Genomic DNA, 13,087 nt, shown 5'->3' on the forward strand with positions numbered 1-13,087 from the left:
AGAGGGAGTCAAATGTGACAGTCAACACGCCTGGTCAGGAGCATCGCCCTCGGCGAGGGACGACAGGAGGAGGCGGTCGGGCGGCAGAACCGCCGCCCGAGGGGGCGGGCCCTTCTCGCAAGGCCCGCCCCTGCCGCCCTACGGGTGCGACAACTGCCCGGCGCCACCCCGACGGCGTATTCGCGCCTGCGCACGCTCGGCCGCCCGTGCCTCATGGCGGGCCCGCCGCCGCTCCCGGCGCAGCGAACGCGCCGTGCTGCTCGGGGCGGAGACCACCCCGTTGCGCTGCTTCCACACCTGGCGGGTCACCCAGACGTCCAGGACGCCCCAGGTGGCCGCGATCGTGCTCGCCACGCTGCTCAGCACCATGGGGAACGCCAGCCAGGAACCCGCGAGGGTGCACAGGACCGCCACCATCGCCTGAAGCAGTGTCACCGCGATGATGAGGACCGCGCGCACCGCCGCCGTCCGCACCGGATCGGGCAGCCGCCGCCTGCGGGCCGGCTCCTCGATCCACAACGGCCGGTAATACACCTGCTCTTCGTCGCCACGCGCGGAGAGCCCCCGTTCTTCCACCGCGACGCCGCCCCCCGTCAGGAGGCCGCGGTCCGGTGTGCGAGCGCTCCGCGCCGCCACCTCGGGCGCAGCTGCTCCGTCACCGGACGCTGCGCGCCGCTCCGCCGTGCCCATCAACTCGTCACTCCCCACCGCCGGTGGACCAACAGATCCGGATCCATGGACCCGGCCCCCCACTGGTGCCCGACTTCCTCTGGTTTACGCCGCCTGAGAGCGGCCTGCGGGATCTATGGCCGATTCCGCCTCCGATTCCCGTACAGAAAGACGATCGAGGTCCGCCGAAGATTCCCGCGGAACGAAAAAATCCGGCCAACCGGCAGACTTCCCCGACGGGATGTCATTGGTTCAAGTGCCGGACGGCTGGCGGCAATCTCCCCCAATGAACGGACAACTCCCCCTGTCCGGTTCGCCTCTGGTGCCGCGGGCGCCCGGACGCCTCTTCGAGATACGTGTGAGTCGGTAGTAGGCTCACGCCGTTTGTTGACGCACATGTGTACCCCCGGACCTGGCGGGGGTCGAGCTGGGGGAGGCCATGCGCTTTCGCGGGAAATCGATCCGCCGGAAGATCGTGGCGCTGTTGCTCGTGCCCTTGGTGGCCCTGACGGGTGTCTGGACCTTCGCCACGGTGCTGACGGGCCGTGAGGCGAGCGATCTCTTCAGGGTCGCGGACATCGTCGAGGAAGTCGGCTTCCCCACCGAGGACACCATCCGTGTGCTCCAGCAGGAACGCCGTCAGACCCTCGTCTACCTCGCCGACCCCCGGTCCGACGAGGCGGTCGCGGCACTCGACCGCAGCCGGGCCGCCACGGACAAGGCCGTCGGGGAGTTCCGCAAGCACGCCGCTGACGCCGACCTGCGGGACGAGATGGGCGAGTCCACCTCGCTGCGGCTGACGACGATCCTGGACGCCCTCGACACCCTGCCCTCCCTGCGGACGACCGTCGAGAGCGGCACCGTCACCGTCACCCAGGCCCTCGGCCACTACAACGAACTGGTCGACCCCTGCTTCACCCTGCTCTCCGACCTGCCCGCGCTCGACAGCGTGGAGATGGACAAGCAGGGCCGCGCCCTGGTCAACGTCGGCCGCGCCCGTGAACTCCTCTCCCGCGAGGACGCGCTGCTCAGCTCGGTGCTCGTCGCGGACCGCATCACCAAGGAGGAGATCCGCGACTTCTCCGACCTGGTCGCCCAGCGCACCCTGATGTACGACATCAGCCTGCCGCAGCTGCCCACCGCCGACCGCGACCGTTTCGCCGACTACTGGAAGAACGCCAGCACCGCGCCCCTGCGTTCGGTCGAACAGGCCGTCATCGCCTCCGACCCAGGCAGGCCCACCAAGTTCACCGCGAAGAGCTGGGACACCTCGGTCGAGCCCGTGCTCGCCGACCTCCGCGACCTCAGCATCGAAGCGGGCGACCGCTACCAGGACCGGGTCCGCCCGCTGGTCACCAACGTCATCCTGAAGGCCGCCGTCGCCGGTGTCCTCGGCCTCTTCGCCCTGCTCTTCTCGCTCTTCATGTCCGTCCGCATCGGCCGCATCCTCATCCGCGACCTGCGCCGGCTCCGCCAGGAGGCCCACGAGACCGCCGGGGTCCGGCTGCCCAGCGTGATGCGCCGGCTCGCCGCGGGCGAACAGGTCGACGTGGAGACCGAGGTGCCCCACCTCGAGTACGACAAGAACGAGATCGGCGAGGTCAGCCAGGCCCTCAACACCCTGCAGCGGGCGGCCGTCGAGGCCGCCGTCAAGCAGTCCGAACTCCGCAGCGGGATCTCCGAAGTCTTCGTCAACCTCGCCCGCCGCAGCCAGGTCCTGCTGCACAAGCAGCTCACCCTCCTCGACACCATGGAACGCCGGACCGAGGACACCGACGAACTCGCCGACCTGTTCCGTCTGGACCACCTGACGACCCGTATGCGCCGCCACGCCGAGGGCCTGGTCATCCTCTCCGGAGCGGCCCCCTCCCGGCAGTGGCGCAAGCCGATCCAGCTGATGGACGTCGTGCGCGCGGCCGTCGCCGAGGTCGAGGACTACGAGCGGATCGAGGTCCGTCGGCTGCCCCGGGTCGCCGTGACCGGCCCCGCGGTCGCCGACCTCACCCACCTGGTGGCCGAACTCCTGGAGAACGCCACGGTGTTCTCGCCCCCGCACACCGCCGTCCAGGTGCACGGCGAGCGGGTCGCGAACGGCTTCACCCTGGAGATCCACGACCGAGGCCTCGGCATGTCGGCCGAGGCGCTCCTGGACGCCAACCTCAAGCTCGCCGAGACCCCCGACTTCGAACTCTCCGACACCGACCGGCTCGGGCTCTTCGTGGTCAGCCGGCTCGCCCAGCGGCAGAAGGTCCGCGTCTCCCTCCAGCCCTCCCCGTACGGCGGCACGACGGCCGTGGTGTTCATCCCGGACGCCCTGCTCACCGACGACGTCCCCGACACCAACGGCATCGGCTTCCGGCTCGACCGCGCTCACCCCACCCGCGAGGCCGAACTGGAGGAGGAGCGCAACGCGGCCCTCTCCCAGGTGCCGGTCCGGCTCCCTGGGCTCACCGCGGGCATCCTCGACGGCCCGGTGGAGCTGGAAGCACCGGTCGACCTGGAGCCCCTGGGCGGCTTCCCGGCCCCCCTCGGCGACGAGGAGCCCGAGCAGGGCGGGCTGTTCCGGCCCCGCCGTTCGCTCACCGGGATCACCGACGACCAGCAGCCGGCGCGTGACGGTGAAGGGCGGCAGGCCCCCTTCACCGACCCCGACCCGACGCTCGGCCCCGTGCCGCTGCCCCAGCGCCGGACCCCCCATCTCGTCAGCTCGCACGGCCGTTCGGTGACCGGGGCCAGGACCAGGCACCCGGAGGACGAGCTTGCTCAGGGCCGCCCGGCGGGCCCCGAGGGCACCGCGGACACCCGCCCGCTCACCGCCCTGCCCCCCGGCGGCCACGACGGCCCCGCGCTGCCCCAGCGCCGCCGCACGACCCCGGCGGGCGACTCGGCCCCGACGACCTCGCCGTACGGCACGGGCGAGCCCACCCCGCGCGCGGACACGACGACCGACCAGGCAGAATCAGCTCCGAGCCCGCTGCCCCGTCGTGTCCGACAGGCCAGCCTGGCACCGCAGTTGAAGGAGGGACCGGACCGGCGCAACGAACGCGAGAGGTCCCGCCCCGAGCGGCACCAGGACCCGGCCGAGCGGGACGCAGACGAGGTACGCAGCCGTATGGCCTCGCTCCAACGGGGTTGGCAGCGCGGCCGCGAGGAGAACGTCGAGGGCGATGGCGCCCGGGACGGCTCAGCACCACGAGGAACGACTAAGGGGGACGGTCGATGACCGCACCGAACGCCGACAGGACCGCGACCGGCACGTCCGGGGAGCTGAACTGGCTCCTGGACGACCTGGTGGAGCGTGTCGCCAGCATCCGCAAGGCGCTCGTGCTCTCCAGCGACGGACTGCCCACGGGCGTCTCCAAGGATCTCACCAGAGAGGACAGCGAGCACCTGGCCGCCGTCTCCTCCGGCTTCCACAGCCTCGCCAAGGGCGTCGGCCGTCACTTCGAGGCCGGCAGCGTCCGGCAGACCGTCGTCGAGCTCGACGAGGCCTTCCTCTTCGTCACGGCCGCCGGTGACGGCAGCTGCCTCGCCGTCCTCGCGGACTCCGACGCGGACATCGGCCAGGTCGCCTACGAGATGACCCTCCTCGTCAAGCGGGTCGGCGTCCATCTGGGATCCGCCCCGCGCACCGACGTGGCCCAGGGCGGGTAGTGGGATGGCATGAGCGGAGACGGTCAGGGAAGAAGCCACTGGTTCGACGACGAGGCCGGACCAGTGGTGCGTCCGTACGCGATGACACGCGGCCGGACCAATCACGCGATCCAGCACCGCCTCGACCTGATCGCCGTGGTCGTCACGGAACCGCACGTCGACGACCCGGAGGAGGACCACTCCCTCTCCCCTGAGCACGTCCGTATCGTCGAGCTCTGCCGCGACACCCCTCAGTCGGTGGCCGAACTGGCCGCCGACCTCGACCTCCCCGTCGGGGTGGTCCGCGTCCTCGTCGGAGACCTCGTGGACGAGGAACTCGTCCACGTGACCCGCCCCGTACCGCCTGCCGAGCTGGTGGACGAGAGCATCCTGCGCGACGTCATCAACGGCCTCCGGGCGCTCTGAGCGGCGCGGAGGCGGAGCGAACACGTGACAGACACCCCTTCCAGCAGGAGAAAGACCGATGATCCTCGGGCGCTCTGAGCGCGGCACACCCCCGGTCGAGCCCGTCACGCTCAAGATCCTCGTGGCCGGCGGCTTCGGCGTGGGCAAGACGACCTGTGTCGGCGCGGTCAGCGAGATCAAGCCACTGCGCACCGAGGAGGTGCTGACCGAGGCGGGCCGCCCGGTCGACGACACCAGCGGTGTGGAGAACAAGACGACGACCACCGTCGCCATGGACTTCGGCCGTATCACCCTGCGCGAGGACCTCGTCCTGTACCTCTTCGGCACCCCCGGACAGGACCGTTTCTGGTTCCTCTGGGACGAACTCGCCTCCGGCGCCCTCGGGGCCGTCGTCCTCGTCGACACCCGCCGCCTGGAGGACTGCTTCGCCGCCGTCGACTACTTCGAGCGGCGCTCCATACCTTTCGTGATCGGCGTCAACTGCTTCGACGACGCCGCGCGTTACCCGGCCGAGACGGTCCGCCAGGCCCTCGACCTCGACCCCGACGTACCGGTCGTCCTGTGCGACGCCCGCCAGCGGGACTCGGTCAAGGACATCCTCGTCGCCGTCGTCCGGCACGCGATGGCCCACGCCTCGGGGCAGCGCCAGACCGTCACCACCTGAGGCACGGCCCGTACCCCCGCCGACAGGGGTACGGGCCGTGGCTTCATGGGCACGCGCGCGGGGAGCCCCGTACGACGCCGACGCCGACGCACGCTCGCGTGGGTCTCGCCGTCAGTTCGCGTCGTCCTCGTGCCAGCCGAGGCTCTTCTCCACCGCCTTGCGCCAGTTGTGGTACTCGCGGTCACGCACAGAGGCCTCCATGGCGGGCGTCCACTCGACGTCCCGCTGCCAGTGCGACTTCAGCTCGTCCAGGTCGTTCCACACGCCGGTCGCGAGACCGGCGGCGTACGCGGCCCCCAGACAGGTCGTCTCCGAGACCCTGGGCCGGATCACCGGTACGCCCAGGACGTCCGCCTGGTGCTGCATCAGCAGGTTGTTCTTGGTCATGCCGCCGTCGACCTTGAGCGTCGTGATGGGGACCCCGGAGTCCTGGAACATGGCGTCCACCACCTCCCGCGTCTGCCAGCTCGTCGCCTCCAGCACAGCCCGCGCGAGATGCGCCTTCGTGACGTAACGCGTCAGCCCGGTCACGACGCCCCGCGCGTCCGAGCGCCAGTAGGGGGCGAACAGACCCGAGAACGCGGGCACGATGTACGCCCCGCCGTTGTCGTCGACGCTCGCCGCGAGGGACTCGATCTCGTCGGCGCTGCGGATGATGCCGAGCTGGTCCCGGAACCACTGGACCAGGGCCCCCGTGATCGCGATCGACCCCTCCAGGCAGTACACCGGTGCCTCCGAGCCGATCTTGTACCCCATGGTGGTGAGCAGCCCGCTCTTCGAGGGCACGGGCCGGTTCCCGGTGTTGAGCAGCAGGAAGCTTCCGGTGCCGTAGGTGTTCTTCGCCGTGCCCACGTCGTAGCAGGCCTGGCCGAACACCGCCGCCTGCTGGTCGCCGAGTGCCGAGGCGACGGGCACGCCGGCGAGGGAGCCGACCGCGGTGCCGTACACCTCGGCGGAGGACCTGATCTCCGGCAGCACCGCCTCCGGAATGTTCATCGCGGAGAGGATCGAGGCGTCCCACTGGAGGGTCTCCAGGTTCATCAACATGGTGCGTCCGGCGTTGGTGACATCGGTGACGTGCCGGCCGCCGTCCGTACCACCGGTCAGGTTCCAGATCAGCCAGGAGTCGATCGTGCCGAACGCGATCTCGCCGTGCTCGGCACGTGCGCGCAGACCGGCCACGTTGTCGAGCAGCCAGGCGGCCTTCGGACCGGAGAAGTAGCTGGCCAGGGGCAGCCCGGTCTGCTCACGGAAACGGTCCTGCCCGTCCGTGCCGCCGAGTTCGTTGCACAGCGCCGACGTACGGGTGTCCTGCCAGACGATCGCGTTGTGCACGGGCTTGCCCGTCGCCCGGTCCCACAGGACCGTCGTCTCCCGTTGGTTGGTGATGCCGAGCGCGCTGATCTGCTCCGCCCGCAGGCCCGCCTTCGCGATGGCCCCGGCGACGACCGCCTGCACCTTCGACCAGATCTCCGTGGCGTCGTGCTCGACCCAGCCCGGCTTGGGGAAGATCTGACGGTGCTCGCGCTGGTCGACGGCGACGATGGCACCGCCCTGGTCGAAGATGATGCAACGGCTCGAAGTGGTGCCCTGATCGATGGCGGCGACGTACTTCTGGGCGTTGTCCGGCATGACATCCCCTCACGTCTTGCGTCGATTCACGTCTTACGGCGGTGCGTCAGAAGGCTGCGTTGTAGACGAGGCCCGCGAGGACCCCGCCGACCAGGGGGCCGACCACCGGGATCCAGGCGTAACCCCAATCCGAGGTGCCCTTGTTGGGGATCGGCAGGAAGGTGTGCACGATGCGCGGGCCGAGGTCACGGGCCGGGTTGATGGCGTAGCCGGTCGGACCGCCCAGCGAGAGGCCGATGCCGACCACCAGGAACGCCACCAGCAGGACCGAGATCCCGGAGCCGTAGATCCCGGCCTCCTCGCCGGGGATCTGGCCGATGCCGATGCCCGTGTTCCGGCCGAACGCGAGGATCGGCAGCACCAGGGCGATCGTCGCGATGACCTCGGTGATCAGGTTGGCGACCGGGCTCCGGATCTCCGGGATGGTCGAGAAGATCCCGAGGGTCGGCGTCGGTTCGTCCGCCGTACCCTCCGTGGTGCCCTCCTTGCGGACGTTCGCCTGGAACTGCGCGAGATAGACGAGGTAGGCGAGCAGGGCGCCGATCATCGCGCCGACCATCTGGCCGAGCAGATACACCCACACCTTGTCCCAGGTCTCCGTGTCGACCGCGATCCCCAGGGTCACCGCCGGGTTGAGGTGCCCGCCCGAGAGGGGAGCGGCGGTGTAGGCGCCCGCCAGTACGGCGAAGCCCCAGCCGAACGCGATGACGATCCAGCCCGACGCCCTCGCCTTCGAGAACCTGAGAGTGACGGCGGCGCACACACCGGCGCCGAAGAGAATCAGGATCGCCGTACCGATGACCTCACCGACGAATATGTCTCCGTTGCTCATGGCGGCTCCTTGGCCCCGGCCCGGAGCGATCGGCCCCGGGCCTCCGTGACGAGCGTGCCGTCGCGGCCGCATCGCCCGTGGCGATGGTCCGTTGCAGGCGGGGAGCCCGAGCGGCGCGGTGCGCAAAGACGCCCGAATCCGGCGATGCCGACCGACACCCGGAAGTGTTCACCGGCACCTAGGGGGCGTCAAGAACACGCACAACAACGGTTGAAGGCGCCTACGGGGCGCACCCGTCGGAGCGCACGGCACGTACCGCCCGGCGACCGCTCACAGCGCCGCAGAGGATCACATGCCCACGATCACCGACCGACCCGCCCTCACCGAACCGCCGCCCTCACCGGACAGCGATCACCGCCGACCCGTGCCCGAACAGGCCCTGGTTGGCGCTGAGCCCCACCCGCGCCCCATCGACCTGCCGGTCCGTCGCCGCGCCGCGCAACTGCCGGACCAGCTCGCACACCTGGGCGATCGCCTGCGCCGGGACGGCCTCCCCGAAAGACGCCAGCCCTCCGCTGCAGTTCACCGGTACACGGCCGCCCAGTGCCGTTGCGCCGTCCCGCAGCAGCTTCGCGGCCTCGCCCTCACCACACAGCCCCAGATCCTCGTACCACTGCAACTCCAGCGCGGTGGACAGGTCGTAGACCTCGGCGAACGAGAGATCCCCGGGCCCGATCCCCGCCTCCTCGTACGCCGCCCGCGCGATCGACGCCCGGAACGTCTCGTCCGACGGCGCCACCGCGACCGCCGAGTCCGTGGCGATGTCCGGCAGATCCAGCACCGTGTTGGGGTAGCGGGGCGTCACCGTGGACACCGCCCGTATCCGCACCGGCTCGGGCACCCCGTGCCGCCGCGCGAACTCCATACTGGACAGCACCAGCGCCGCACCTCCGTCCGAGGTCGCGCAGATGTCCAGCAGCCGCAGCGGGTCGGCGACTACGGCCGAGGCCGCGACCTCCTCCGCGGTGACCCGCTTGCGATAGCGCGCGTACGGATTGAGCGCCCCCGCCGCCGAGTTCTTCACCTTGACCCGCGCGAAGTCCTCCGTCGTGTCCCCGTGCACCGCCATCCGCCGCCGCGCGTACAGCGCGAAGTACGTCGGATTGGTGGCACCGAGGACCCGGAACCGCAACCAGTCCGGATCGTCCGCCCGGTCCCCGCCCGCCGGCCGGAAGAACCCCTTCGGAGCCGAGTCCGCGCCCACCACCAGCACCACGTCCGCGAGACCCGCGAGGATCTGGGCCCGCGCGGTGCCGACCGCCTGCGCCCCGGACGCGCAGGCCGCGTACACGCTCGTGACCCGGGCCCCCTGCCAGCCCAGCGCCTTCGCGAAGGTCGCCCCCGCCACGTAGCCCGGATAACCGCCCCGCACCGTGTCCGCGCCGACGATCGACCCGACGTCCCGCCAGTCGAGGCCCGCGTCCGTCAGCGCCGCGCGCGCGGCCACCGTCCCGTACTCGACGAAGCTCCTGCCCCACTTGCCCCACGGGTGCATGCCCGCGCCGAGCACCGCCACCTCGCCCGTCATGCCGTCACCCCCGTCGGCCGCCACTGCCAGGTCGTCCAGACCGTCTCCGCGTCCTCGTTCAGGACCCCGGGGACGAGCTCCACCTCCATGCCCACCGCCAGATCGGCGACGGTGACCCCGGGAACCGCCTGTCCCAGCACCACGAGACGTTCTTCGGTCAGTTCCACAGCGATCAACGCGTACGGCTCCCACGGAACTTCCGGATCGGACACGTAGGGTGACGGAGGCCGGTACCGGCCGTCCGTGTACGACCACACCCGCCCCCGGCGCGACAGCGGGACCTCGCGCAGCTCACCCCCCGGACAGCCCGGATTGCGACAGAAGACGTCCTCACGGGGGAAGAACACCGAGGCGCACGCGGCACAGCGTGTGCCGAGCAGCCGGAACTCCTCGCCCTCCCCGGTGAACCAGCCCGCGACCACAGGTGTGCGACTCCGCGACAAAACCCCTCCCGGCGTACGGATCTGATGAACCGTCAGGAAGTTTGGCACGGGCATCCGGAATTGGGCAGGCCCTTCGGCGAACCAACGAGCCCCTCCCGGCGTCGCTGTATCGGGAGGACCGGCCGGGGCCCACGGGGGTGGTTCCGGCCGGCCCTCACCCGTACGGGCGGGCCCCACGGCGTGGCGCGTACAGCCGCCCCGACGAGACGACCAGCAGATGATCGGATACAGTCCGCCGCGTGTCCGCTAATCAACACCCACCCGCCAACTTCGCACCGGACTCGCACTGTTCGAGCTGCGGAGCGCCCTACGGAGAGGGCGTTTCCGGCTGGCCCCGCACCTGCGAGGCCTGCCACTCAGTGGCCTACCGCAATCCGATCCCCGTCGCGGTGGCCCTCCAGCCCGTGTACGACACCCAGGGCACCGCCCTCGTGGTGATCACACGGACCATCGCCCCCGCGCGCGGGGGCACCGCCCTGCCCGGCGGCTTCATCGACCACCGGGAGGACTGGCGCCACGCCGTCGCCCGTGAACTCAAGGAGGAGACGGGCATCTGCGTGGCCGACCGCGACGTACGCCTCGCCGACGCCATGAGCTCGCCCGCCGGTCATCTCCTGCTCTTCGGGCTCCTCCCGGAGCGCCCGGCCGCCGGCCTCCCGGCGCCCGTCGCCACCGACGAGACGGAGGGCTGGCACCTGCTGCGCAGACCCACCGAACTCGCCTTCCCCCTGCACACCCTGGCCGTCCAGGCGTTCTTCGACGGCCGCTACATCTGAGCCGAAGCCACGCCTGAGCCACCACCGGGCTCACCCCTGGTCGAGCCCGCGCACCTTCACGGGATACGCGGGCTCGACCGGCCCCTCGTCCCCCTCCCGCTCCACGACCAGCCGCGACCCCTCCCAACGCGCCGTGTACCGCTCGACCTCCGGCTCGTCCCAGCCGTCCCCGGCGTCCGGCACCACGAGCCCGCCCCCCGTCCGCCCGCGCGCAGGTGCCCACACCTCCAGCTCCAGGCCGCCGTCGGCGCCCCGGACCGGAACCACGGCACCCGCGCGCGCGAGTACCGGCACACGCGACAGCGGCGCGTCCAGCAGCACCTGCCCCGGCCCCTGGTACGCCCGCCCCGTCACCGTGTCGTACCAACGGCCGCGAGGCAGCCGCACCGCACGCCGCTCCACGCCCGGCTCCAGCACCGGCGCCACCAGCAGACAGTCACCCAGGAGAAACGCGTCCTCGCAGTCGCGCAGCGTCCGGTCCTCGGGCGCACCCCACCACAACGGGCGCACATAGGGCGCCCCCGTACGACGCGCCAGATGGGCCAGCGTCATGAAGTAGGGCGACAGCCGCCGCCGCTCGACGAGCGCCACGCGCGCGTGCTCGACGATCTCGTCCCCGAACTCCCACGGCTCGCGCCGCCCCGCCCGCAGACTCGCGTGCGTACGGAACAGCGGCAGATACGCGCCCAGCTGGAACCACCGCAGATACAGCTCCGGCGAGGGACTCCCGTCGAATCCGCCCACGTCCGGCCCCGAGTACGGCACCCCGCACAGCCCCAGCCCCAGCACCAGCGCGAGCGACGCCCGCAGCCCCGGCCAGCCCGTCGCCACGTCCCCCGACCACGTCCCGCCGTAGCGCTGCATCCCTGCCCACCCGGAGCGCGAGAAGACGAACGGCCGCTCCTCGGGCACCAGCTCACGCAGCGACTCGTACCCCGCGCGGGCCATGCAGAGCGCGTACACGTTGTGTGCCTCGCGATGATCACCGCCCCGGCCCTCCAGATCGTGCCGGGCCGACCGGGGCAGCGTGTTCTCCCCGAACGCCGTGAACGACGTCGGCTCGTTCATGTCGTGCCAGAACCCCGCGAAGCCCTGCGCCAGCCGCTCCCCGTAGAGACCACCCCACCACGCGCGCGTACGCGCGCGTGTGAAGTCCGGGAAGACCGAATCCCCGGGCCACACGAGCCCCTCCGCGACCTTCCCGGTGGCGTCGCGCACGAAGGCGTCCTCGGCCGTCCCGCTGTCGTACACCGCGTCGCCCGGCCGCGCACCGACCGCCGCGTCCACGATCGACACCAACCGGATCCCCTCCCGCCGCAACTCCTCGGCGAGCACCGGCAGCTTCGGGAAGTGCTCCGCGTCGACCGTGAAGACCTGGTGGGCGTCGTAGTGGTCGATGTCCAGATGGACCGCGTCGAGCGGCAGCCCGTGCTCCCGGTAGCCCGCGACGATCCGCCGCACCTCCTGCTCGCTCCCGAAGCCCCACCGCGCGTGATGATGGCCCAACGCCCACGCCGGCGGCAGCGCCGGAGCCCCGGTCAGCGCGGCCCAGGCGTGCAGCACGCGCGCGGGCGTGCCGACTATGACCCAGCAGCGCAGGGGCCCGCCGTCCATCCGCAGCTCGGACGTCCCGGCCCGGTCGTGCCCGGACCCGGCGCCCTCCTCGCCCTCCCGCAGCGTCACCGTGCCGTCCCAGGTGGTGTCGTGGAACACCAGATGCGTGGCCGCGTCCGCCACCACCATCTGCACCGGCATCGTGATGTACAGCGGGTCGTCGCCCGGCGCGAACGGACGACCGGGGTCCGTGTTCCACAGCCGATACGTTCCGCCCCGCAGCCGGGGACCCGACGCCCGTCCGCCCAGCCCGAAGAACCGCGCGTCGGCCGCCACCTCCGACCGCTGCACCCACCGTGCCTCACCTCCACCCACCGGCTCCCACCACCGGGGCGGCAGATCACGCCGCAGGACCACTCCACCGGGCGTACGCACCTCCACGGCGCCCAGCCGCGACACCACGACCGTGACGCGCTCGGCCACGACCCGCCAGGCGCCGTCCTTGTCCGGCTCCAGCACGGCCCGCGGATCCGGCTCCGGGCACCGGCCCGCCAGCGCGTACGACGGCTCGGGACCGGCCCCGTCCCAGCCCCAGAAGACCGCGCCGTGCACATCGACGGTGACCCGCAGCTCGGACCTGCTGAACCGTACGACCCCGCCGCCGGGCCCCGGCTCCACACCCACCACCGGCCCCGGCACCCTGGCACGCTCGGCACCCCGCGTCGGCAGAGCGGCCGCGTCGGCACGCCTCCTGCGCCATGCGGCCCGCACGGTGCGCAGCCCTTGCGCCACCCCCGCCGAACCGATCGTTTTCACCGAACGCACCAGGTCACGACCGTTCATGACGCTCACCATGCCATCCACCGGACGATTCGTGTGAACCGTTCAACTGCCGTTCACCCACCGTGCCGCCACATGTTCACCTCGACG

At 71.5% G+C, this 13,087-nt stretch carries 11 protein-coding genes; 5 read left to right on the forward strand and 6 right to left on the reverse strand.

Annotation, left to right across the window (positions count from 1 at the left end; translation table 11 throughout):
- Positions 1-138: 138 nt before the first annotated feature.
- Entirely contained in the window at positions 139-690 is a 552-nt protein-coding gene (locus tag P8T65_RS39755; protein WP_316730235.1) for a hypothetical protein, read from the reverse strand.
- Between the two features lie 418 nt (positions 691-1,108).
- Between P8T65_RS39755 and P8T65_RS39760 the strand changes: the two genes are divergently transcribed.
- Genes P8T65_RS39760 through P8T65_RS39775 form a run of 4 tightly spaced genes read left to right on the forward strand, consistent with a single transcriptional unit; the run spans position 1,109 to position 5,392 of the window.
- Complete coding sequence (locus P8T65_RS39760) at positions 1,109-3,892, forward strand: nitrate- and nitrite sensing domain-containing protein (RefSeq protein WP_316730236.1); 2,784 nt, start codon at positions 1,109-1,111, stop codon at positions 3,890-3,892.
- Positions 3,889-4,323 carry a roadblock/LC7 domain-containing protein gene (locus tag P8T65_RS39765; RefSeq protein WP_316730237.1) on the forward strand — a complete coding sequence of 145 codons (435 nt, stop codon included), beginning with the start codon at positions 3,889-3,891 and terminating at the stop codon, positions 4,321-4,323. Before P8T65_RS39760 ends, P8T65_RS39765 begins: the two co-directional genes overlap by 4 nt.
- A 9-nt stretch (positions 4,324-4,332) precedes the next feature.
- Positions 4,333-4,728, forward strand: coding sequence for a DUF742 domain-containing protein (locus P8T65_RS39770; RefSeq protein WP_086802490.1), 396 nt, complete (start codon positions 4,333-4,335; stop codon positions 4,726-4,728).
- Positions 4,729-4,786: 58 nt separating this feature from the next.
- The gene (locus P8T65_RS39775; RefSeq protein ID WP_316730238.1) at positions 4,787-5,392 is read left to right on the forward strand and encodes an ATP/GTP-binding protein; all 606 of its coding nucleotides are present in this window, start codon (positions 4,787-4,789) and stop codon (positions 5,390-5,392) included.
- Positions 5,393-5,503: 111 nt separating this feature from the next.
- Here the strand turns inward: P8T65_RS39775 and glpK are convergent, their stop codons facing one another.
- From glpK to P8T65_RS39795, 4 genes are all read right to left on the reverse strand, one after another.
- Positions 5,504-7,024, reverse strand: a complete 1,521-nt coding sequence (gene glpK, locus P8T65_RS39780) for a glycerol kinase GlpK (protein ID WP_316730239.1) — start codon at positions 7,022-7,024, stop codon at positions 5,504-5,506.
- Between the two features lie 46 nt (positions 7,025-7,070).
- Complete coding sequence (locus P8T65_RS39785; RefSeq protein WP_316730240.1) at positions 7,071-7,856, reverse strand: MIP/aquaporin family protein; 786 nt, start codon at positions 7,854-7,856, stop codon at positions 7,071-7,073.
- 337 nt (positions 7,857-8,193) lie between these two features.
- Complete coding sequence (locus tag P8T65_RS39790; protein ID WP_316730241.1) at positions 8,194-9,384, reverse strand: lipid-transfer protein; 1,191 nt, start codon at positions 9,382-9,384, stop codon at positions 8,194-8,196.
- Positions 9,381-9,806: a zinc ribbon domain-containing protein gene (locus tag P8T65_RS39795; protein WP_316730242.1), complete on the reverse strand. Its 426-nt coding sequence runs from the start codon at positions 9,804-9,806 to the stop codon at positions 9,381-9,383. Before P8T65_RS39795 ends, P8T65_RS39790 begins: the two co-directional genes overlap by 4 nt.
- Before the next feature lie 260 nt (positions 9,807-10,066).
- On the opposite strand from P8T65_RS39795, the gene P8T65_RS39800 reads away from it, so the two are divergent.
- Positions 10,067-10,603, forward strand: coding sequence for an NUDIX domain-containing protein (locus P8T65_RS39800; RefSeq protein WP_316730243.1), 537 nt, complete (start codon positions 10,067-10,069; stop codon positions 10,601-10,603).
- Positions 10,604-10,633: 30 nt separating this feature from the next.
- On the opposite strand, the gene P8T65_RS39805 is transcribed toward P8T65_RS39800, so the two are convergent.
- Complete coding sequence (locus P8T65_RS39805; protein ID WP_316730244.1) at positions 10,634-13,000, reverse strand: TIM-barrel domain-containing protein; 2,367 nt, start codon at positions 12,998-13,000, stop codon at positions 10,634-10,636.
- Positions 13,001-13,087: the final 87 nt, after the last annotated feature.

The organism is Streptomyces sp. 11x1 (assembly GCF_032598905.1).
In the GTDB taxonomy this organism is placed as follows: domain Bacteria; phylum Actinomycetota; class Actinomycetes; order Streptomycetales; family Streptomycetaceae; genus Streptomyces.

What these genes read in the sequence shown, in the direction of transcription:
- P8T65_RS39755 (WP_316730235.1), bottom strand. Translation starts at nt 690, where the DNA reads ATGGGCACGGCGGAGCGGCGCGCAGCGTCCGGTGACGGAGCAGCTGCG.
- P8T65_RS39760 (WP_316730236.1), top strand. Translation starts at nt 1,109, where the DNA reads ATGCGCTTTCGCGGGAAATCGATCCGCCGGAAGATCGTGGCGCTGTTG.
- P8T65_RS39765 (WP_316730237.1), top strand. Translation starts at nt 3,889, where the DNA reads ATGACCGCACCGAACGCCGACAGGACCGCGACCGGCACGTCCGGGGAG.
- P8T65_RS39770 (WP_086802490.1), top strand. Translation starts at nt 4,333, where the DNA reads ATGAGCGGAGACGGTCAGGGAAGAAGCCACTGGTTCGACGACGAGGCC.
- P8T65_RS39775 (WP_316730238.1), top strand. Translation starts at nt 4,787, where the DNA reads ATGATCCTCGGGCGCTCTGAGCGCGGCACACCCCCGGTCGAGCCCGTC.
- glpK (WP_316730239.1), bottom strand. Translation starts at nt 7,024, where the DNA reads ATGCCGGACAACGCCCAGAAGTACGTCGCCGCCATCGATCAGGGCACC.
- P8T65_RS39785 (WP_316730240.1), bottom strand. Translation starts at nt 7,856, where the DNA reads ATGAGCAACGGAGACATATTCGTCGGTGAGGTCATCGGTACGGCGATC.
- P8T65_RS39790 (WP_316730241.1), bottom strand. Translation starts at nt 9,384, where the DNA reads ATGACGGGCGAGGTGGCGGTGCTCGGCGCGGGCATGCACCCGTGGGGC.
- P8T65_RS39805 (WP_316730244.1), bottom strand. Translation starts at nt 13,000, where the DNA reads ATGAACGGTCGTGACCTGGTGCGTTCGGTGAAAACGATCGGTTCGGCG.